The sequence below is a fragment of the Nostocoides sp. HKS02 genome (assembly GCF_009707485.1).
In the GTDB taxonomy this organism is placed as follows: Bacteria; Actinomycetota; Actinomycetes; order Actinomycetales; family Dermatophilaceae; genus Pedococcus.
Map to the genome: position 1 here is coordinate 2,126,160 of NZ_CP046121.1, position 17,767 is coordinate 2,143,926.

The following is a 17,767-nucleotide window of genomic DNA, read 5'->3' on the forward strand; positions in this document are numbered from 1 at the left end:
AAGGCCGAGAGTCTACCGTCGCGGTGCGGACGCCCTGGCCAGCTGCCGTGACAGGGCGACCAGTCGGCCCGCGCTGTCCCACACCTCGGCGTCCTCCTCGAGGAAGCCGCCGGTCAGCGTGCGGTTGGTGAGGCTGACCCGCAGCCAGCCCGGCGCGGGACGCGCCCGCACGTGCGCGGTGAGCTCGAGCGTGGGGGTCCAGCCGGGTAGGCCGAGCTCGAAGGCGACCGGTGGGAGGGCGTCCACCGCCAGCAGGAGCAACAGCGGGTCGGGCTCGCGGCCATCGGCCATCCGGAGCCAGCCGCGGATGACGCCGTTGCCCGAGGGCTTGCCCACGGCCCAGCCGGTCGTCGCGGGGTCGAGCCGCAGGTCGAGCCGCTCCAGCAGGGACGCGTGCTTGAGGAACCCGGGCGGCGCCTCCGCCGCCGAGATGCACTCCTCTGGCGGGGGCAGCTGGGGAGGCTGAGCGGTGGTCGTGGCGCCCCCCGTCGACGGCGGCGAGGTCGCCGTAGGTCGCGAGCACCCTGAAGCGCTCGACCGGGACCCCGCCCTCGTCCTGGAACAGCGACGCCTGGCCGGTCGACACCGCGCGCCCTCGTCGAACGACGGAGGTCATGACCGTCGCCGGTCCGGGCGCGCCCGGCGTGAGGTAGTAGGCACTGATCGCGAGCGGATCGGCGTGGCCGGGCTGGTCCCCGTCAGGCGCCCCGAACTCCTGCGACAGGGCGCGGCCGGCGATGGCCAGGAGCAGGCCGCCGTTGATGCCGCCGCCGATGCGCCAGCCCTCGCCGAGCTGTGCGTCGAAGACGCCCTGCTCACCGTCGCGCGCCACAACCACTGAACCGGTGTCGAACTCGCTGCTCACCCGGCCAGTCTGGCTCACGGCGGCGCCGGACACGCGGCATACGTGGTCAGCTTCACCTCAGAGGGCCGGGAGGCCGTCCTCGAGGTATGCCGTCGGGCCGGCGTGCGCGGAGAGGAACGCGAGCAGCCGCTGGTTGTACGGCGCCACGCGTCGCTCCCAGTCCTCCTCGGACGCGAAGTGGATGGCGCGAATCTCCCTGTGCTCCAATGTCGCTCGGGTCAGGAGGTCGACCGGGGCGATGCCGAGGTCGAAGACGAACACGGTGGCGTCCGCCCAGCCTCGCCACGGCGGCAACCAGTTGACCGCGAGCAGACCCCGCACCTCGACCTCGATCCCGAGCTCCTCGCGCACCTCGCGCGCGACGCACTGGGCCGGTGACTCCAGGGGGTCGACGACCCCACCCGGGAGGTCCCACTCCGCCTTGTAGGTGAGTTCGCAGAGCAGCACCCGTCCACTCGTGTCGCGCAGGACGCCCTGGGCAATGGCGCGCTTGGTCGGCAGCGAGGAGTTCAGGAGGGCGATGAAGCCCTCTCGGCTGTCGGGGTGGTCGTCATCACGCAATCGCGCGAACACGACGGTGTCCTTGCGACGCCCCCCGGGCGCCAGGGCGCCACGAGCGATGCCTTCGCGGAGCAGCCCCGCACGGAGCGCCGCCCGTATGCCGTCGTGGTCGTCGCCCTCGACGCGCGCCTCGACGCGGTCCAGGCCCAAGGTGTCGAACCCCCAGGTGATCGCGAGCCGAAGGGCTCGCTCGACGATGCCGACGGCGCGGTACTCGGGCACCACGGCCCACACCAGGTCGGCGTCACCCAGACCGTCGTCGAGCAGCTCGACCCGCCCGACCTGTTCGCCCTGCCAGCGCAGCACGAACGCGCCGGGGTCGCCGTCGACGGCGACGAGTGCCACGTCACCGTCACTCAGCAGCAGTTCGCGGTCGTCGGCAGCGGATTCGGGCATGTCGTGACGCTATCGGGGACGAGTTGTCGGTGGGTGCTGGCATGGTCCTGGTCATGGAACTCGTGGTGACTCTGCTGGTGGGGCTGGTCCTGGGCACCGTCGTCGGCCTGTGGGTGGCGCGGGCATCGGGTGCGGCTGCTCTCGCCGCGACCCGCACCGAGGCAGACCTCCTTCGCGAGCGCGTGGTCGACCTCGAGGCGGCGGTCGCCGACGACGCCCAGACCGCAGCCGCCCTGGCCCCGCTGCGCGACACCCTCATCCGGGTCGAACAGCAGGTGGGGGTGCTGGAGCGTGACCGCACGAGCCAGTTCGCGGCGCTCGAGACCACCATCGCGGCCGTGCGGGAGTCCACAGCCACCCTGGGCCGACAGACCCAGTCGCTCGCGGGGTCGCTCAACTCCTCCACTGTCCGCGGCGCCTGGGGTGAGGTCCAGCTGCGGCGGGTGCTGGAGCACGCCGGCCTGCTCGCCCGGTGCGACTTCGACGAGCAGGTGAGCCGGGTGAGCCGCCACCAGCGCCAGGTGCGGCCCGACGTCGTGGTCCGCCTGCCGGGCGACAAGTACCTCGTCGTCGACTCCAAAGCCCCGATGGGCGCCTTCCTCGCGGCCCAGGCCGACGACCTGCCGGGTGCCCAGCGCAGCCAGCTCCTGCGTGACCACGCGGCATCCCTGAAGTCCCACGTCATGTCGCTGGCGGCCAAGGACTACTGGTCCGCCTTCGCGAACTCTCCCGAGATGGTCGTCTGCTTCGTGCCCAGCGACGCCATGTTGGCCGCGGCCCTGGCGAGCGACCCCGCGCTGCACGAGGACGCGATGGCTCGCCGGGTGGTCCTGGTCGGCCCCGGGGCCTTGCTGGCCTTGCTGCGCACTGTCGCGTTCACCTGGCAGCAGGACGCCCTGACCGCGCACGCCCAAGAGGTCATGCGCCTCGGCCGCGACCTCTACGACCGGCTCGGCACCCTCGGCTCGCACACCACGCGCATGGGCACGGCCCTGCAGCGCTCGGTCGAGGCCTACAACCAGATGGTCGGGGCCCTGGAGTCCCGGGTCCTCGTCGCCGCCCGGCGCATGCACGAGGCCGGGGTGGTCGAGCACCCCCTGGCCGTTCCCGCGCCGGTCGAGGTCGGCCCCCGGGTGCTGACGGCCATGGAGCTCATTGAGGCGGCTACGGCCGACGAGGCCAGGCCCGAGCTCGACCTCGAGGCACCAGCCACCGAGCGGGACCGGTCGACGGCCTAGGCCGACCCTGGCCTCAGTGCAGCGAGCCGGCTTCCTCGAACGACGCGTCGTGGCGCATCTTGTCCGAGAGTCCTCGCGCCTTGAGGTCGCGGCGGATCTCGTTCGGCAGGGAGAACAGCAGACTCTCCTCGGCCGCCACCACGGGAGCGACATCCCCGTAGCCGCGCTCGGCGAGATAGGTCAGCACATCGCGGACGAGCACCTCGGGCACCGACGCGCCCGAGGTCACCCCGACCGTGGTGACGCCCTCGAGCCAGGACTCCTCGATCTCATCGGCGTAGTCCACGAGGTGGCCCGCCTTGGCACCGTGCTCGAGCGCGACCTCGACGAGGCGCACCGAGTTCGACGAGTTGCGCGAGCCGACCACGATCATCAGCTCGGTCTCGGCCGCCATCTGCTTGACCGCGAGCTGGCGGTTCTGGGTGGCGTAGCAGATGTCGTCGCTCGGCGGGTCCTGGAGGGCGGGGAACCGCTCACGCAGCCTGCGCACCGTCTCCATCGTCTCGTCCACCGACAACGTGGTCTGCGACAGCCAGACGACCTTCTGCGGGTCGCGCACCGTGACGTTGGGAACGTCATCCGGGCCGTCGACGAGCGTGATGTGGTCGGGGGCCTCACCCGAGGTCCCCACGACCTCCTCGTGCCCCTCGTGCCCGATGAGGAGGATGTCGAACTCGTCGTTGGCGAACCGCACCGCCTCACGGTGCACCTTGGTCACCAGGGGGCAGGTGGCGTCGATGGTCTTGAGGCTGAGCGCCTTGGCCTCCTCGTGCACCACCGGAGCCACTCCGTGTGCCGAGAAGATCACCGTCGCACCCTCGGGGACCTCGTCGGTCTCCTCGACGAAGATCGCGCCCCGCTTCTCCAGCGTGGTCACGACGTGCTTGTTGTGCACGATCTCCTTGCGGACGTAGACCGGCGGCCCGTAGAGCTCGAGAGCCTTCTCGACCGTGACGACCGCCCGGTCCACCCCCGCGCAGTATCCACGCGGAGCAGCCAGGAGCACTCGTTTGGTCGGTTCAGTCATGCCCCCATCGTAAGTTGTGCCGAGTCCGGCAGACGCCGCCACCTCCTAGAGTGATCTCGTGAGCGTCCCTGACCAGCCGTCTTCGTTGCCCGAGCGGGCCGGCGACACCACGGCGGAGCACCCGTGGCCGGTGCGCCTGCTCAGCATGAAGATCGCCGACTACGTCGAGAAGATGTCCGTCCTCTGGGTCGAGGGCCAGGTGGTCCAGCTGACGCGGCGCCCGGGCCAGCGCACGGCATACCTCACCCTGCGCGACGCGGACGTCGACATGTCCCTGTCGGTCGCGATCCAGACCAACGCCCTCGACGCCATGCCCACCCAGCTGGTCCAGGGCGCGCGGGTGGTCCTGCAGGCCAAGCCGGTGTTCTGGACCCAGCGCGGGTCGCTCATGCTCGACGCCCGCCAGATCCGCCCGGTCGGCGTCGGCGAGCTTGTTGGCCCGCGTCGAGCACCTCAAGCGCACGCTGGCCTCCGAGGGACTGTTCGACGCCGACCGCAAGCGCCCGCTGCCCTTCCTGCCGCGCACCGTCGGCCTCATCTGCGGGCGCGCCGGCGCGGCCGAGAAGGACGTCGTCGAGAACGCCCGCCGCCGCTGGCCCACGGTGCGCTTCGCGATCCGCGAGGTCGCGGTCCAGGGCAGCGCCGCCGTGGCAGAGGTCATGGCAGCACTCGCCGAGCTCGACCAGCTCGCCGAGGTCGACGTCATCGTCATCGCGCGCGGTGGTGGCTCGGTCGAGGACCTCCTGCCGTTCAGCAACGAGGCCCTCCTGCGAGCCGTCGCGGCCGCACGCACCCCCGTCGTGTCCGCGATCGGGCACGACGTCGACACGCCGCTGCTCGACCACGTCGCCGACTGGCGCGCGTCGACCCCGACCGACGCCGGCAAGGCCGTGGTGCCCGACGCGCGCGCCGAGCGGCACGGCATCCAGGGCGCCCGCCAACGCGGACGGCGGGCCGTCCGTGGTCGCCTCGACGCCGAGCGACGACACCTCGTGGCGCTGCGTTCGCGCCCGGTCATGGCCCACCCGGCGGCGATGATCGATGCCCGGCGCCTCGAGCTCGACGCCCTCACCGACCGCGCGCGACGCCGGGTCCTGGGTGCGGTGCACCGCGCCGCCGACCAGATCGGCCACCTGCGCACGCAGGTGCGCTCCCTGTCGCCGCAGTCCACCCTCGAACGGGGGTATGCAGTGGTGCAGCAGCGAGACGGCCGCATCGTCACCGACCAGGCGCAGGTCGAGGTGGACGAGCTGTTGCGGGTGCGCGTGGCACGCGGGGACTTCGCGGCCCGTGTCGCCGGCTTGGCTTAGGGTGACGCCCATGGCGAAGGCTCAGCAGGGTGCGGACTCGACCAGCCCCGACGACGGCCTCGGCGACGTCGCCGAGCTGTCCTACGAGCAGGCCCGGGACGAGCTCATCGCGATCGTGAGCCAGCTCGAGGGTGGCCAGCTTGGCCTCGAGGAGAGCATGCGCCTCTGGCGTCGTGGTGAGGTCCTGGCGGCGCACTGCAGCACCTGGCTCGACGGCGCCGAGGCGGCGCTCACCGAGGGTGACGAGGCGGACTGAGCCTCAGGAGGTGGGCGCGGGCCGCAGTGCCGCGGCAAAGGTCGCGAGCTCGTCGAACGTCCCGGTGCCGGTGATGATCGTGGTCAGGTCCTTGGCGCTCGCCGCCTTGGCGACCAAGCTTGTTCTGCACCTTGCCGTCGCGCACGTAGGTCGTCCAGGTCCGGCCACCGGCCTGACGCTCACCGGTGATCCGCGCCCGGTTGGTCTCCGCCGCGATCCACAGGGCGGACGGGCCCTGGGTCTGCTCGATCGCCACGTAGTTCCCGGTGGGCGACAGGTACCCCGCGTGCCAAGTCATGAAGCCGTCCGTGGAGCGGACGTAGCGCACGCTGGTGGCCTTCCAGCCGTCTGGCAGGCCCACGGGGCGCTCGATCGGCCAGCCGCTCTCCTTGGCGATCTCGACCGAGGCGCCGGCGACGTCGACCGGGGGCTGGGACACCGTGTTGACGCGCGGGACGATCGCGATGAGCCCCACCACGATCACGCCGATCACCAGCAGGGACCGGATCATGTTGGCCACTGATCCGTTGGCGTAGGAACTGCGGGGCGCGGGCGTGCTCACAGGCCCATCGTCCCTGACGGACACCGCCCGGCGCCAACTGCCCCTGCCACCGATAGGCTCAGAGCCTCTCATCAGACCCGCTCACCCGCCGACGCGTGAAGGATCGATGCATGTCCGAGCAGCACCTCCCCTCTTCCCTGCGCGTGGGAGTCGAGGCCCCCGACCGCAACCTCGCCCTCGAGCTGGTCCGAGTCACCGAGGCGGCCGCCATGGCCGGTGGGCGCTGGGTCGGGCGAGGTGACAAGAACGGCGCCGACGGTGCGGCCGTCGAGGCGATGCGCACCCTCATCTCAACCGTGTCGATGAAGGGCGTCGTCGTCATCGGCGAGGGTGAGAAGGACGACGCGCCGATGCTCTACAACGGCGAGGAGGTGGGCGACGGCAACGGCCCGGAGTGCGATGTCGCAGTCGACCCCATCGACGGCACGACGCTGACGGCCAAGGGCCAGTCCAACGCCGTCTCGGTGTTGGCGGTCGCCGACCGGGGCAGCATGTACGACCCGTCCGCGGTCTTCTACATGGACAAGCTGGTCACCGGGCCCGAGGCCGCCGACGTGGTCGACATCCGGCTGCCGGTGGCCGAGAACATCAAGCGGATCGCCAAGGCCAAGCACCAGACCGTCGAGGACGTCACCGTCGTCATGCTCGACCGTCCACGCCACCAGCAGCTCGCGAGCGAGGTCCGTGCGGCGGGGGCCCGGCTCCGCTTCATCTCCGACGGCGACGTCGCGGGTGCCATCATGGCCGCCCGGGACGACACCGGCATCGACCTGCTGCTGGGCATCGGCGGCACACCCGAGGGCATCATCACGGCCTGCGCCATCAAGTGCACCGGCGGCGTGATCCAGGGACGCCTCTGGCCCCAGGACGACGACGAGCGCCAACGCGCCGTCGATGCCGGCCACGACCTCGACCGCGTGCTCTCGACCGACGACCTCGTGCGCGGCGAGAACTGCTTCTTCGTCGCCACGGGTATCACCGACGGTGAGCTGCTGCGGGGGGTGCGGTACCGCGCGGGCGGTGTCACCACCCATTCACTCGTCATGCGCTCCAAGTCCGGCACCATCCGGCTCATCGAGAGCCATCACCAGCTGTCCAAGCTGCGGGCCTACTCGTCCATCGACTTCGACCACGCGGGCTCGGCGGGGCACTCGGGCTCGGCGGGGACCGCGTCGTGAGCCCGCGGCTACTCGTCATCGGCGAGGCGCTGGTCGACATCGTCACCGACGCCCAGGGCGAGCGGTCCGAACACGTGGGCGGCAGCCCGGCCAACGTGGCCGTCGGCCTGGCCCGCCTCGACCACCTCGTCGACTTCGCCTCCTGCCTTGGCCGCGACGAGCGTGGCGAGCGCATCAGTGCCCACCTCACCCGCCACGGCGTGCACGTCCTGCCAGAGAGCTTCGGCGAGGCCCCCACCTCCACCGCGCTGGCGGTGCTCGACCACTCGGGTGCGGCGACCTACGAGTTCGACCTGCACTGGGACCTCCCCCCGATCCGCCTGCCCGAGGGCACCGCCCACATCCACACCGGCTCGATCGGCACCGTGCTGACCCCTGGCGCCGAGAGCGTCACGAGCGCCCTGCAGGACGTCCGCGCCCAGGGCACGGTCTCCTACGACCCCAACATCCGCCCCGGCATCATGGGTGACCTCGACGCCGTGCGCGTTCGCGTCGAAGAGCTCGTGGCGCTCAGCGATGTCGTCAAGGCGAGCGAGGACGACCTCGCCCTGCTGTATGCCGACCAGTCACCGCAGGACGTGATGGCCCACTGGGTGGGCCTGGGCGCCGCGCTGACCGTGGTCACCCTGGGCGCAGACGGCGTGATGTTCCGGGTGTGCGGCGACGAGACCGTGAAGAACGCTCCGACCCGCGCCGAGCAGGTCGTCGACACCGTCGGCGCCGGCGACTCGTTCATGGCGGGGCTGGTGTCGGGGCTCGTGGTCGTGGGCCTGCTCGGGGGACCCGATGCACGGGCTCGGTTGCGGGCAGCGACACTGGAGGACGTCGAGCCGGCGGTCTCGCGCGGCCTGTCCACGAGCGGGGTGACCGTCGGCAAGGCCGGCGCCTACGCCCCCAGCCTCGACGAGCTGTAGAAGACCCGGGCCACTGCCCGACCGTGAACGAAGGAGCCTTGCGAGTCCATGACCGAGTCGATGACCGAGCACCCGACCGAGAACCTGACCGACGTCGACCCCGGGTCCGGCTTCACCTATGAGGACCTGCTGCCCATCGGCCCGGACGGGACCGAGTACCGCCTCCCTCTCCACCGAGGGCGTCACGACCGTCGAGGGACCCGGTGGACGCAGGTTCCTGCAGGTCGAGGCTGACGCCCTCCGCCTGTTGACCGAGACGGCGATGCACGACATCGCCCACTACCTGCGCCCGGCTCACCTCGCCCAGCTGCGGCGGATCATCGATGACCCGGACGCCTCCAACAACGACAAGTTCGTGGCGCTGGACCTGCTCAAGAACGCCAACATCGCAGCCGGGGGTGTCCTGCCGATGTGCCAGGACACCGGCACCGCGATCGTCATGGGCAAGCGCGGCCAGCACGTCCTCACCACTGGGACCGACGAGCGGTCCATCGCCCAGGGCGTGTTCGACGCCTACACCCGCCTCAACCTGCGCTACTCCCAGATGGCGCCACTAACCACGTGGGAGGAGAAGAACACCGGCTCCAACCTCCCCGCCCAGATCGAGCTCTACGCCGACACCGCACCGGGGCACGAGACGGCATACAAGTTCCTGTTCATGGCCAAGGGTGGTGGCAGCGCCAACAAGTCGTTCCTCTACCAGGAGACCAAGGCCGTCCTGAACCCCGAGCGCATGCTGGCGTTCCTCGACGAGAAGCTGCGCTCCCTCGGCACGAGCGCCTGCCCGCCGTACCACCTCGCCATCGTCATTGGCGGCACGAGCGCCGAGTTCGCCCTGAAGACGGCCAAGTACGCCTCGGCGAAGTACCTCGACGACCTCCCCCGCGCGGGGTCGATGACGGCCCACGGGTTCCGTGACACCGAGCTCGAGGAGCAGGTGCTCGAGCTGACCCGCGGCTTCGGGATCGGCGCGCAGTTCGGCGGCAAGTACTTCTGCCACGACGTCCGCGTGATCCGGCTCCCCCGCCACGGCGCCTCGCTGCCCATCGCCATCGCGGTCTCCTGCTCCGCCGACCGGCAGGCGCTCGGCAAGATCACCCCCGACGGTGTCTTCATCGAGGTCCTGGAGCGCGACCCCGCGCGCTTCCTGCCCGACCCGACCGAGGCCCACCTCGAGGACGACGAGTCCGACGACGTGGTCCGGATCGACCTCAACCGCCCCATGGACGAGATCCGGGCCGAGCTCACGAAATACCCTGTCAAGACGCGGCTTTCGCTCAGTGGCCCGTTAGTAGTGGCGCGCGACATCGCGCACGCCAAGATCAAGGAGCGGCTCGACGCCGGCGACGGTATGCCGCAGTACCTCAAGGACCACGCGGTCTACTACGCCGGCCCGGCGAAGACGCCGGAGGGCTACGCGAGCGGCTCGTTCGGCCCGACCACGGCCGGCCGGATGGACTCCTACGTCGACCAGTTCCAGGCGGCGGGTGGCTCCATGGTCATGCTGGCCAAGGGCAACCGCTCCACCCAGGTCACGCAGGCCTGCCAGACCCACGGGGGCTTCTACCTCGGGTCGATCGGCGGCCCCGCCGCACGGCTGGCACAGGACTGCATCAGGTCCGTGGAGGTGCTCGAGTACCCTGAGCTCGGCATGGAGGCGGTCTGGAAGATCGAGGTCGAGGACTTCCCCGCGTTCATCGTCGTCGACGACAAGGGCAACGACTTCTTCGCCTCCACGACGAAACCGATGGCTATGACCATCCCCAAGAGAGCAGGGCTACTGTGAGCGAGAACGCTACTCCCCCACAAGGATTCGACGACCTGCTGGCGGCCAACCAGACCTTCGCCGCCACGTTCACGTCCGGTGGCTTCGACGGCATCGCGCATCGTGGGGTGGCCGTGGTGACGTGCATGGACTCGCGCATCGACCCGTTGCGGATGCTCGGCCTGTCGCCGGGTGACGCAAAGATCTTCCGCAACCCCGGCGGCCGTATCACCTCGGCCGCGCTGGAGGCCCTGGTCCTCGGCGTGCACCTGCTCAATGTCCAGCGCATCCTCATCGTGCCGCACACGCGGTGCGCGATGACGAAGTACACCGAGCCCGAGCTCCGCGAGAAGATCGGCGAGCTCGCCGGTCAGGATGCCTCGTGGCAGGGCTTCCATGTCATCGCCGACCAGAACGTCGCCCTGCGCCAGGACGTCGCCGCGGTGCGCTCCCATCCGCTGATCCCGGAGCGAGTGGCCGTCGGCGGCTTCCTCTACGACGTCGACAGCGGGCTGCTCGACCGGGTGGTCTAAGCAGCCCGCTGGGTGCGTCAGCCTGGGTCAGCCCGGGCCAGCCCTCGTCAGCCCGGGTCACTCCTCGTCAGGCCTGATCAGCCGAGCGTGACGGTGACGTCGATGTTGCCGCGGGTGGCCTTGGAGTACGGGCAGCGCTCGTGCGCCGCGTCCAGGACCTTCTGGGCAGCGCCTGCCTCGACGCCGGGAAGCGTCGCGGTGAGGGCGACGGCGAGGCCCACCCCGGTGTCGGTGCGACCCAGCGTCACCTCGGCGGTGACGGTCGACTCCGAGAGGTCCAGGCCGGTGGCCTGGCCCACGCTGAGGATCGCGTTGCCGAAGCACGCGGCGTACCCGGCGGCGAACAGCGACTCGGGGTTGGCCTTGGGGTTGGTCTTGCTCCCCGGCTTGCCGAGCTCGAGGTCGATGACCCCGTCCTCGGTGGTCACGTGCCCACCGCGCCCGCCCTTGGCGGTCGCGGCAACGGCATACAGGGACTCGGTCAGGGACTCGTGGGGCATCAGATTCCTTGGGGGGAGGCGCATGGGGTACTTCCGTCTCAACCGCGCGACCGGCTTCAGGATTCCGGGCTGGCGCGTGGCGTGGCCCACGTAGGCTGGCGGCATGGGGCAGGCGGAGCGCCAGATCGTCATCGGGGGCGGCATCATCGGGTTGGCCGTGGCCGACCGGCTGCTCCGTGACCAGCCCGCTGCGCACGTGACGGTGGTCGAGAAGGAGCCCGCCTGGGCGACCCACCAGACCGGGCGCAACAGCGGGGTGATCCACTCGGGGCTGTACTACGCACCCGGCTCGAAGAAGGCCCTCATGTGCCGCGCCGGCGCCGCCTCGATGGTGGCCTTCGCCGAGCAGGAGGGGATCCCCCACGAGATCTGCGGCAAGCTCGTCGTGGCGACCGACCGGGCCGAGCTGCCGGGTCTGGCCAAGTTAGGTGACCGGGGTCGAGCCAACGGGCTGACGGTGACCGAGCTCTCGGGCGCGCAGGCACGCGAGTACGAGCCCCACGTCGCGGCACTCGCGGCGCTGCACGTCCCCAGCACGGGGATCATCGACTACGGCGAGGTCTGCCGGGCGTTCGTGCGGCGTCTCGAGGCAGCAGGCGCCACGTTGCTGCTCGGCGCCGAGGTACTCGGTTCGACCCCGTCGGGGGCCGGCAGCGTCCTCCACACGACCCGCGGCGACCTCACCGCCGAGCGCGTCGTGGCGTGCGCCGGTCTGCACGCCGACGAGGTCGCCCGCCGCCTCGGCCATGAGCCGTCCGCGCGGATCATCCCCTTTCGCGGCGAGTACTTCGAGCTGGTGCCGGAGGCCACCCACCTGGTGCGCAACCTCGTCTACCCCGTGCCCGACCCGAGCTTTCCGTTCCTCGGTGTCCATCTGACCCGGGGGATCGGCGGGCACGTCCATGCCGGGCCCAACGCGGTGCTCGCCTTCGCGCGTGAGGGGTACGACTGGCGCACGGTCGACGGTCACGACCTGCGCGGCACCCTGGGCTACCCCGGTTTCTGGCGGCTCGCCGGGCGGCACTACCGCGAGGGGGCGCGGGAGGTGGCCCGGTCGGCGTCGCGGCACCTGTTCGGTGCCAGCCTGCGCAGACTGGTGCCCGCGGTCCGCGACGAACACCTCACGCCGGCTCCGGCCGGGGTCCGAGCACAGGCGGTGCGGCGAGACGGCAGCCTCGTCGACGACTTCCTCATCGAGCGCTCGGGGAACGTCGTGCACGTCCTCAACGCACCCTCGCCCGCGGCCACCAGCGCGTTGGAGATCGCGCGCCACGTCGCGTCCCTGCTCGCCACCCCGTGAGGTATGCCGGGTGGCCGGCGAGCACTAGAGGGTCAGGCGCGCCCTGACGACCTCGACCAGACGCTCGGCCACGGCCAGGGCCTGCTCGTGCTCGGCGGCCTCGACCATGACCCGCACGACCGGCTCGGTGCCTGACTTGCGCAGCAGGACGCGACCGGTGCCGCCCAGAGCCTCCTGCTCGGTCTTGACGGCCTGCTGGAGGTCCTCGTCGGACTCCACCCGGGACTTGTCGACGCCCTTGACGTTGATGAGCACCTGCGGAAGCCGGCGCATCACGGTGGCCAGCTCGGCCAGCGTCTGGCCCGTCTCGACGACGCGCGCAGCGAGCATCAACCCGGTCAGCACGCCGTCGCCGGTGGTGCCGTGGTCGAGGAAGATGACGTGGCCGCTCTGCTCCCCGCCGAGGGAGTACGAGGACGCGCGCATGTCCTCGAGCACGTAGCGGTCGCCCACAGCGGTCTGGCGCACGGTGATGCCCTCGCGCTCCATGGCCTGCAGCAGCCCGAGGTTGCTCATCACCGTGGCGACGAGGGTGTTGTCGGCCAGCACGCCCCGGGACTTCAGCGCGACGGCGAGGATCGCCATGATCTGGTCGCCGTCGACCTCCTCCCCCCGCGCATCGACTGCGAGGCAGCGGTCGGCGTCACCGTCGTGGGCGATCCCCAGATCTGCGCCCTTGGCCCGCACCGCGGCCTTGAGGTGGTCGAGGTGGGTGGAGCCGTAGCCGTCGTTGATGTTGAGGCCGTCGGGTTCGGTGCCGATCTCGTGGACGGTGGCCCCGGCCAGCCGGAAGACCTCGGGGCTGACCGAGCTGGCCGCCCCGTGGGCGCCGTCGATGACGACGGTCAGGCCGGCGAGGCGGTTCGGCAGGACCGCGAGCAGGTGCGAGATGTAGCGCGTGTGGCCGTCCGGCATCGTGACGACGCGGCCCACGTCGGGGCCCGTGGGGCGTTCCCAGTCGACGTCGAGCCGCGCGGCGATCTGGTCCTCGACCGTGTCGTCGAGCTTGTGGCCGCCGGCGGCGAAGAACTTGATGCCGTTGTCGGGCATGGCGTTGTGCGACGCCGACAGCATGACCCCGAAGTCGGCATGGGTGTCGGCCGTGAGGAAGGCGATGGCAGGCGTCGGCAGCACACCGGCCTGGTAGACGTCCACTCCGGCGGAGGCGAGCCCGGCGATGACTGCGGCGGACAGGAACTCACCCGAGGCGCGCGGGTCGCGACCGACCACGGCCTTGGGTCGGCGACCGGCCTGCCGAGCGCCGTCACCCAGGATGTGCGCCGCCGCGACGCTGAGCCGCAGCGCCAGCTCCGCGGTGATGTCGACGTTGGCGAGTCCGCGGACTCCGTCCGTACCGAACAGTCGTGCCATGTGGTGAGCCTTTCGAGGTGTTCAGGCGCGCACGCGCGGCATACCGGGGTCCTGCTTCGCACCGGAGCCGAGGCGCGCACCGTGGAACGCGAGCATCCCAGCGAACCTACCGCCACACATGCCGATGGCGGCACCCGATGACCGGGTGCCGCCACAGGCGGTGAAGCGACAGATCAGCGCTTGGAGTACTGCGGAGCCTTGCGGGCCTTCTTGAGACCGGCCTTCTTGCGCTCCGGAACGCGAGCGTCGCGGGTGAGGAAGCCAGCCTTCTTCAGCGTCGGACGGTTCAGCTCCTCATCGATGCCGTTGAGCGAGCGGGCGATGCCGAGGCGGACCGCACCGGCCTGGCCGGAGGGGCCACCACCGTGGACGCGCACGAGCACGTCGTAGGCGCCGTCGAGCTCGAGCACCTTGAGGGGCTCGTTGACGATCTGCTGGTGCACCTTGTTGGGGAAGTACTCCTCGAGCGTGCGCCCGTTGATCTTCCACTCACCCGTGCCCGGGACGATGCGCACGCGGGCGATGGCCTGCTTGCGGCGGCCGGTGGCAGCGCCGGGCGCCGAGGCGCTCGGGCGGCGGGCGGGCTCGCCGGCGACGGGGCCTTCGGACTCGGAGGTGTACTCGGTCAGCTCGACCTCGTCGCCCTCGAGCGGGGTCTCAGTGTTGATGTCAGTCACGGTGATCCTTACTGGGAGACCTGGGTGATCTCGAACGGGACGGGCTTCTGGGCAGCGTGCGGGTGCTCGGCGCCGACGTAGACCTTGAGCTTGGTCAGCTGCTGGCGACCCAGGGTGGTCCTGGGGAGCATGCCGCGGACGGCCTTCTCGATGGCCTTCTCGGGGCTCTTGGCGAGCAGCTCGGTGTAGGAGGTGCTCTTGAGGCCGCCCGGGAAGCCGGAGTGGCGGTAGGCCTTCTTCTGCTCGAGCTTGGCGCCGGTCAGGGCGACCTTCTCGGCGTTGATGATGATGACGAAGTCACCACCGTCGACGTGGGGCGCGAAGGTGGTCTTGTGCTTGCCGCGCAGCAGGACCGCGGTCTGGCTCGCGAGGCGACCCAGCACGACGTCCGTCGCGTCGATGACGTGCCAGGTGCGAGTGACCTCGGCCGGCTTGGGGGTGAAAGTGCGCAAGGTAATGGCCCTTTACTGCAGATGGTGGTGCTGGACTTGGTATGCCGCGGGCGCCCGAGGCGAATGCTCCGGGAGCGTGGGTGCCGCCTTACGAGGGCGCACGGCACAACAGTCCTCAAGTTTACGGGCGGAGAGCCCGCCACCCAAATCGCCGGCTCGACCCGGCCAGACCCACTCTGACCTGCGACGATGCGGATTTCCGGGGTCCGTGCACACTACTTGTGCAAATGAAGTGTGCACAGGTATTGTGCATACATGGCCCCTGATGACACCGCCGACTACACCGGCTTGCGGCTCGACGCCACGGCACTGAAGACCCTCGCCCACCCCCTGCGCTCGCGGCTGCTCAGCACCCTGCGCAAGGGCGGCCCGGCCACCGCGACCAGCCTGGCCACGACGCTGCACACCAACACCGGGGCCACGAGCTACCACCTGCGCCGGCTCGAGGCCGTGGGGCTGGTGGCCGACACCGGTGAGGGCGAGGGCAAGCGCCGCCTGTGGAAGGCCGCAACCGACAGCCACCAGTACGAGCCCAGCGACTTCGTCGGCGACGAGGACGCCGAGACCGCCCTCAACTGGCTGGTCCGCGACTACATCCGCCACCTCGGCGAGCAGTTCGAGCGCTGGCTCGACGTCGAGGGCAGCTGGCCGGTGGCCTGGCGGGACGCGGCGGGCATGAACGACTCGTTCGTCATCGCCACCCCCGACCAGGTCCAGGCCATGAACGCCGAGATCGACCAGGTCGTCGAGAGGTACCGCCGCGTCGGTCAGGGAAACCCCGGCGCGCGCCGGCTGGCGGTGTACTCGGTCATCTATCCGCTCGACCTCGACCGAACCCCTCGGGGCGGCTCCGAAACGGCGGACCGGTCATGACCTCCCAGCACCTGTCCCCCAGCGCGGCGCGACGCGTCTACCTCACCCTGTCCTTCACCCGATGGTTCCCGGTCGGCCTGGTGGTCGGGCTGGTCACCCTGCTTCCGCTCGCGCGCGGGCTCACCGTGGCCGAGGCGCTGACCGCCTCCGCAGTCTCCGGCTGGGTGGTCTTCGCGCTCGAGCTGCCGACCAGTGGGCTCGCCGACGCCCTGGGGCGGCGACCGGTGTTCGTGGCCGCCGCGGTGGTCAACGTCGCGGCTGGACTGGTCTACCTCGTCGCCCACTCGTTCTGGACCTTTGCCCTGGCCGCCTTCCTCACGGGGGTCTTCCGGGCGCTGGACTCCGGCCCGCTCGACGCGTGGTTCGTCGACACCGTCCACGCGAGCGAGCCCGGCGCCGACGTCGGCCGCGCGCTCTCGGCCCAGGGCACGATGCTCGGGGTCGCCATCGCGACCGGCGCGCTCATCTCCGGTGCCCTGGTCTGGTGGCACCCCATCGCGAGCCAGCCCGCACTGTTCCTGCCCTTCCTGCTCCTCGTCGCCCTCAACGTGGTCCACCTCGTCGCCGTGCTGGTCCTGCTCAAGGAGCCGCGGACCCACGTCGACGTCACCGGCGCACGGCGGGCCCTGCAGTCCGCCAAGGAGGCACCGGCGGTCGTGCGCGACGGGCTGGGCATGCTGCGTGCCAACAGGATCCTGCGCGGGCTCGTCATGGTCGAGGTGTTCTGGTCCATCGCCATGGTCGTCTTCGAGACGTTCCAGCCGATCCGGCTCGCCCAGCTCGTCGGCAGCCAGACCGAAGCCGGCGCCCTCATGGGCCCGGTCGCCTCGGCCGGATGGGCGGTCTTCGCCCTCGGGGCGGCGCTGGCCGGCGTGAGCTCGCGACGCATCGGCCTGGCTCGCACCGCCATCCTCGCCCGGGTCCTCAACAGCCTCGGGGCCGTGGTCATGGGACTGGTCGCCGGTCCGGCGGCGCTCGTCACGGCATACCTGTTCACCTATGGGCTGCACGGCACCGGCGGGCCGGCGCACAGCGCCCTGCTGCACCGCGAGGCCCACGCCCGCAACCGCGCCACGGTGCTCTCGATGAACTCCATGATGATGTTCTCGGCCTACTCGGTGGCCGCCCCGTTGCTCGGCCTGCTGGCCGACCACACGTCCAACCAGGTCGCGATGGTCACGGCGGGACTGGTCAGCGTGCTCGGTGTGCTCTGCTACCTGCCCGCACGCCGTCACGAACGGCGCGCCGCCCTCGCCGCCCAGGAGCCTCTCAGCGTCTGACGATGCGGGCGACGGCAGACTGGGGCCATGCGCCCCTTTCTCCCTCGGCCTCCTCACCGGACTCCTCGCCCTGGCGGTCGCCGCGACAGCACTGGTCGTCGCGATCAGCCGACCCAGCGGCGGCCCAGTCCCCTCACCTGGGCGATCCGCCACGGCATCGCTCACCCCGCCGAAGGATCTGCGCAAGGGCGAGACCTGGTTGCGCACGGTGGCGCTCGACGGCAGCGCGGTCGTGACGACCGAGGGCGGGTTCCAGGACGTGCACGCGACGGCACGCGACGTGCGCATGACCTCGCGCGGACTGCGGGTGGGCAGCCTGGCCCTCGACGCGACGGTGCCTTTCGGCACCGTCGCTCGCCAGGTCGGGAACGGCGTCCAGCTGTATGCCGCCGGCGCCGGCCTCGCGGGGATCCGGCGCGCGTCGACGGCCTTGGGCCGCACGATCGTCATCCAGGCGACGGGCGCGGTCACGGCCCAGGGCGGACAGCTGGTCATCGAGCCGCAGACGATCGACCTCGGCGGACCGGCGGCCCTGAACACGGCGTTGTCCGCGGCGGCGCGCGCCCTGGTCACCATCCGGCATACGGTCCAGGGCCTGCCCCAGGGCATGCGGCTGACGCGCGTGACGGTGGGCGCCGACGGCTTTCGCGTGCACCTCGACGGCACCGGGGTCGCGCTCACCTCCTGACGACCCCGCCCCGGCCGTCGA

Annotated in this window: 17 protein-coding genes and 3 pseudogenes; 11 read left to right on the top strand and 9 right to left on the bottom strand. The window is 71.0% G+C overall.

Annotation, left to right across the window (positions count from 1 at the left end; genetic code table 11):
- Positions 1-12 precede the first annotated feature (12 nt).
- The 3 genes and pseudogenes from GKE56_RS17475 to GKE56_RS17485 all read right to left on the bottom strand — a co-directional run bounded on the left by GKE56_RS17475 (position 13) and on the right by GKE56_RS17485 (position 1,822).
- Positions 13-453, bottom strand: coding sequence for an acyl-CoA thioesterase domain-containing protein (locus tag GKE56_RS17475; RefSeq protein WP_230209314.1), 441 nt, complete (start codon positions 451-453; stop codon positions 13-15).
- A 112-nt stretch (positions 454-565) separates the two neighbouring features.
- Positions 566-898: pseudogene (locus tag GKE56_RS18255) on the bottom strand (acyl-CoA thioesterase domain-containing protein); the annotation flags it as partial.
- Between the two features lie 24 nt (positions 899-922).
- A complete protein-coding gene (locus tag GKE56_RS17485) occupies positions 923-1,822 on the bottom strand; it encodes an NUDIX hydrolase (RefSeq protein ID WP_230208895.1) in 900 nt (299 codons plus the stop codon).
- Between the two features lie 53 nt (positions 1,823-1,875).
- On the opposite strand from GKE56_RS17485, the gene GKE56_RS10135 reads away from it, so the two are divergent.
- Positions 1,876-3,060, top strand: coding sequence for a DNA recombination protein RmuC (locus GKE56_RS10135; protein ID WP_154684446.1), 1,185 nt, complete (start codon positions 1,876-1,878; stop codon positions 3,058-3,060).
- 13 nt (positions 3,061-3,073) lie between these two features.
- On the opposite strand, the gene GKE56_RS10140 is transcribed toward GKE56_RS10135, so the two are convergent.
- On the bottom strand, positions 3,074-4,087 hold the full coding sequence (locus GKE56_RS10140; protein WP_154684447.1) for a 4-hydroxy-3-methylbut-2-enyl diphosphate reductase: 1,014 nt from the start codon (positions 4,085-4,087) through the stop codon (positions 3,074-3,076).
- 145 nt (positions 4,088-4,232) lie between these two features.
- On the opposite strand from GKE56_RS10140, the pseudogene xseA reads away from it, so the two are divergent.
- A pseudogene (xseA, locus tag GKE56_RS10145) lies at positions 4,233-5,397 on the top strand (exodeoxyribonuclease VII large subunit).
- Positions 5,398-5,407: 10 nt separating this feature from the next.
- On the top strand, positions 5,408-5,653 hold the full coding sequence (locus GKE56_RS10150; protein ID WP_154684448.1) for an exodeoxyribonuclease VII small subunit: 246 nt from the start codon (positions 5,408-5,410) through the stop codon (positions 5,651-5,653).
- Here the strand turns inward: GKE56_RS10150 and GKE56_RS10155 are convergent.
- Positions 5,628-6,215 carry a DUF4245 domain-containing protein gene (locus GKE56_RS10155; protein ID WP_230208896.1) on the bottom strand — a complete coding sequence of 196 codons (588 nt, stop codon included), beginning with the start codon at positions 6,213-6,215 and terminating at the stop codon, positions 5,628-5,630. The two genes, GKE56_RS10150 and GKE56_RS10155, sit on opposite strands and share 26 nt — an antisense overlap.
- A gap of 110 nt (positions 6,216-6,325) precedes the next feature.
- Between GKE56_RS10155 and glpX the strand changes: the two genes are divergently transcribed.
- From glpX to GKE56_RS10175, 4 genes and pseudogenes are all read left to right on the top strand, one after another.
- A complete protein-coding gene (gene glpX / locus GKE56_RS10160) occupies positions 6,326-7,393 on the top strand; it encodes a class II fructose-bisphosphatase (RefSeq protein ID WP_154684449.1) in 1,068 nt (355 codons plus the stop codon).
- Entirely contained in the window at positions 7,390-8,307 is a 918-nt protein-coding gene (locus GKE56_RS10165; protein ID WP_154684450.1) for a PfkB family carbohydrate kinase, read from the top strand. The genes glpX and GKE56_RS10165 overlap by 4 nt, the downstream gene beginning before the upstream one ends.
- A 60-nt stretch (positions 8,308-8,367) precedes the next feature.
- A pseudogene (locus GKE56_RS10170) lies at positions 8,368-10,093 on the top strand (fumarate hydratase).
- Entirely contained in the window at positions 10,090-10,605 is a 516-nt protein-coding gene (locus GKE56_RS10175; RefSeq protein WP_154684451.1) for a carbonic anhydrase, read from the top strand. The pseudogene GKE56_RS10170 and the gene GKE56_RS10175 overlap by 4 nt, the downstream one beginning before the upstream one ends.
- A gap of 77 nt (positions 10,606-10,682) precedes the next feature.
- On the opposite strand, the gene GKE56_RS10180 is transcribed toward GKE56_RS10175, so the two are convergent.
- A complete protein-coding gene (locus tag GKE56_RS10180) occupies positions 10,683-11,105 on the bottom strand; it encodes an Ohr family peroxiredoxin (protein ID WP_154684452.1) in 423 nt (140 codons plus the stop codon).
- A gap of 103 nt (positions 11,106-11,208) precedes the next feature.
- On the opposite strand from GKE56_RS10180, the gene lhgO reads away from it, so the two are divergent.
- On the top strand, positions 11,209-12,405 hold the full coding sequence (gene lhgO, locus GKE56_RS10185; protein WP_154684453.1) for an L-2-hydroxyglutarate oxidase: 1,197 nt from the start codon (positions 11,209-11,211) through the stop codon (positions 12,403-12,405).
- A 24-nt stretch (positions 12,406-12,429) separates the two neighbouring features.
- Here the strand turns inward: lhgO and glmM are convergent, their stop codons facing one another.
- The 3 genes from glmM to rplM form a co-directional block, all read right to left on the bottom strand.
- On the bottom strand, positions 12,430-13,776 hold the full coding sequence (gene glmM / locus GKE56_RS10190) for a phosphoglucosamine mutase (protein ID WP_154684454.1): 1,347 nt from the start codon (positions 13,774-13,776) through the stop codon (positions 12,430-12,432).
- Between the two features lie 173 nt (positions 13,777-13,949).
- Positions 13,950-14,453 carry a 30S ribosomal protein S9 gene (gene rpsI, locus GKE56_RS10195; protein ID WP_154684455.1) on the bottom strand — a complete coding sequence of 168 codons (504 nt, stop codon included), beginning with the start codon at positions 14,451-14,453 and terminating at the stop codon, positions 13,950-13,952.
- 8 nt (positions 14,454-14,461) lie between these two features.
- A complete protein-coding gene (rplM, locus tag GKE56_RS10200; protein ID WP_154684456.1) occupies positions 14,462-14,905 on the bottom strand; it encodes a 50S ribosomal protein L13 in 444 nt (147 codons plus the stop codon).
- Between the two features lie 255 nt (positions 14,906-15,160).
- On the opposite strand from rplM, the gene GKE56_RS10205 reads away from it, so the two are divergent.
- The 3 genes from GKE56_RS10205 (at position 15,161) to GKE56_RS16900 (ending at position 17,746) form a co-directional block, all read left to right on the top strand.
- A complete protein-coding gene (locus GKE56_RS10205) occupies positions 15,161-15,778 on the top strand; it encodes a helix-turn-helix transcriptional regulator (RefSeq protein ID WP_154684457.1) in 618 nt (205 codons plus the stop codon).
- Entirely contained in the window at positions 15,775-17,058 is a 1,284-nt protein-coding gene (locus GKE56_RS10210) for an MFS transporter (RefSeq protein WP_154684458.1), read from the top strand. The genes GKE56_RS10205 and GKE56_RS10210 overlap by 4 nt, the downstream gene beginning before the upstream one ends.
- A gap of 208 nt (positions 17,059-17,266) precedes the next feature.
- Entirely contained in the window at positions 17,267-17,746 is a 480-nt protein-coding gene (locus GKE56_RS16900; protein WP_230209315.1) for an LmeA family phospholipid-binding protein, read from the top strand.
- The last annotated feature ends 21 nt before the right edge of the window (positions 17,747-17,767 follow it).

Excerpts from the sequence above, each read along its gene's own strand:
- GKE56_RS17485 (WP_230208895.1), bottom strand. The coding sequence starts at position 1,822 with ATGCCCGAATCCGCTGCCGACGACCGCGAACTGCTGCTGAGTGACGGT.
- GKE56_RS10135 (WP_154684446.1), top strand. The coding sequence starts at position 1,876 with ATGGAACTCGTGGTGACTCTGCTGGTGGGGCTGGTCCTGGGCACCGTC.
- GKE56_RS10140 (WP_154684447.1), bottom strand. The coding sequence starts at position 4,087 with ATGACTGAACCGACCAAACGAGTGCTCCTGGCTGCTCCGCGTGGATAC.
- GKE56_RS10150 (WP_154684448.1), top strand. The coding sequence starts at position 5,408 with ATGGCGAAGGCTCAGCAGGGTGCGGACTCGACCAGCCCCGACGACGGC.
- glpX (WP_154684449.1), top strand. The coding sequence starts at position 6,326 with ATGTCCGAGCAGCACCTCCCCTCTTCCCTGCGCGTGGGAGTCGAGGCC.
- GKE56_RS10180 (WP_154684452.1), bottom strand. The coding sequence starts at position 11,105 with ATGCCCCACGAGTCCCTGACCGAGTCCCTGTATGCCGTTGCCGCGACC.
- lhgO (WP_154684453.1), top strand. The coding sequence starts at position 11,209 with ATGGGGCAGGCGGAGCGCCAGATCGTCATCGGGGGCGGCATCATCGGG.
- glmM (WP_154684454.1), bottom strand. The coding sequence starts at position 13,776 with ATGGCACGACTGTTCGGTACGGACGGAGTCCGCGGACTCGCCAACGTC.
- GKE56_RS10205 (WP_154684457.1), top strand. The coding sequence starts at position 15,161 with ATGGCCCCTGATGACACCGCCGACTACACCGGCTTGCGGCTCGACGCC.
- GKE56_RS10210 (WP_154684458.1), top strand. The coding sequence starts at position 15,775 with ATGACCTCCCAGCACCTGTCCCCCAGCGCGGCGCGACGCGTCTACCTC.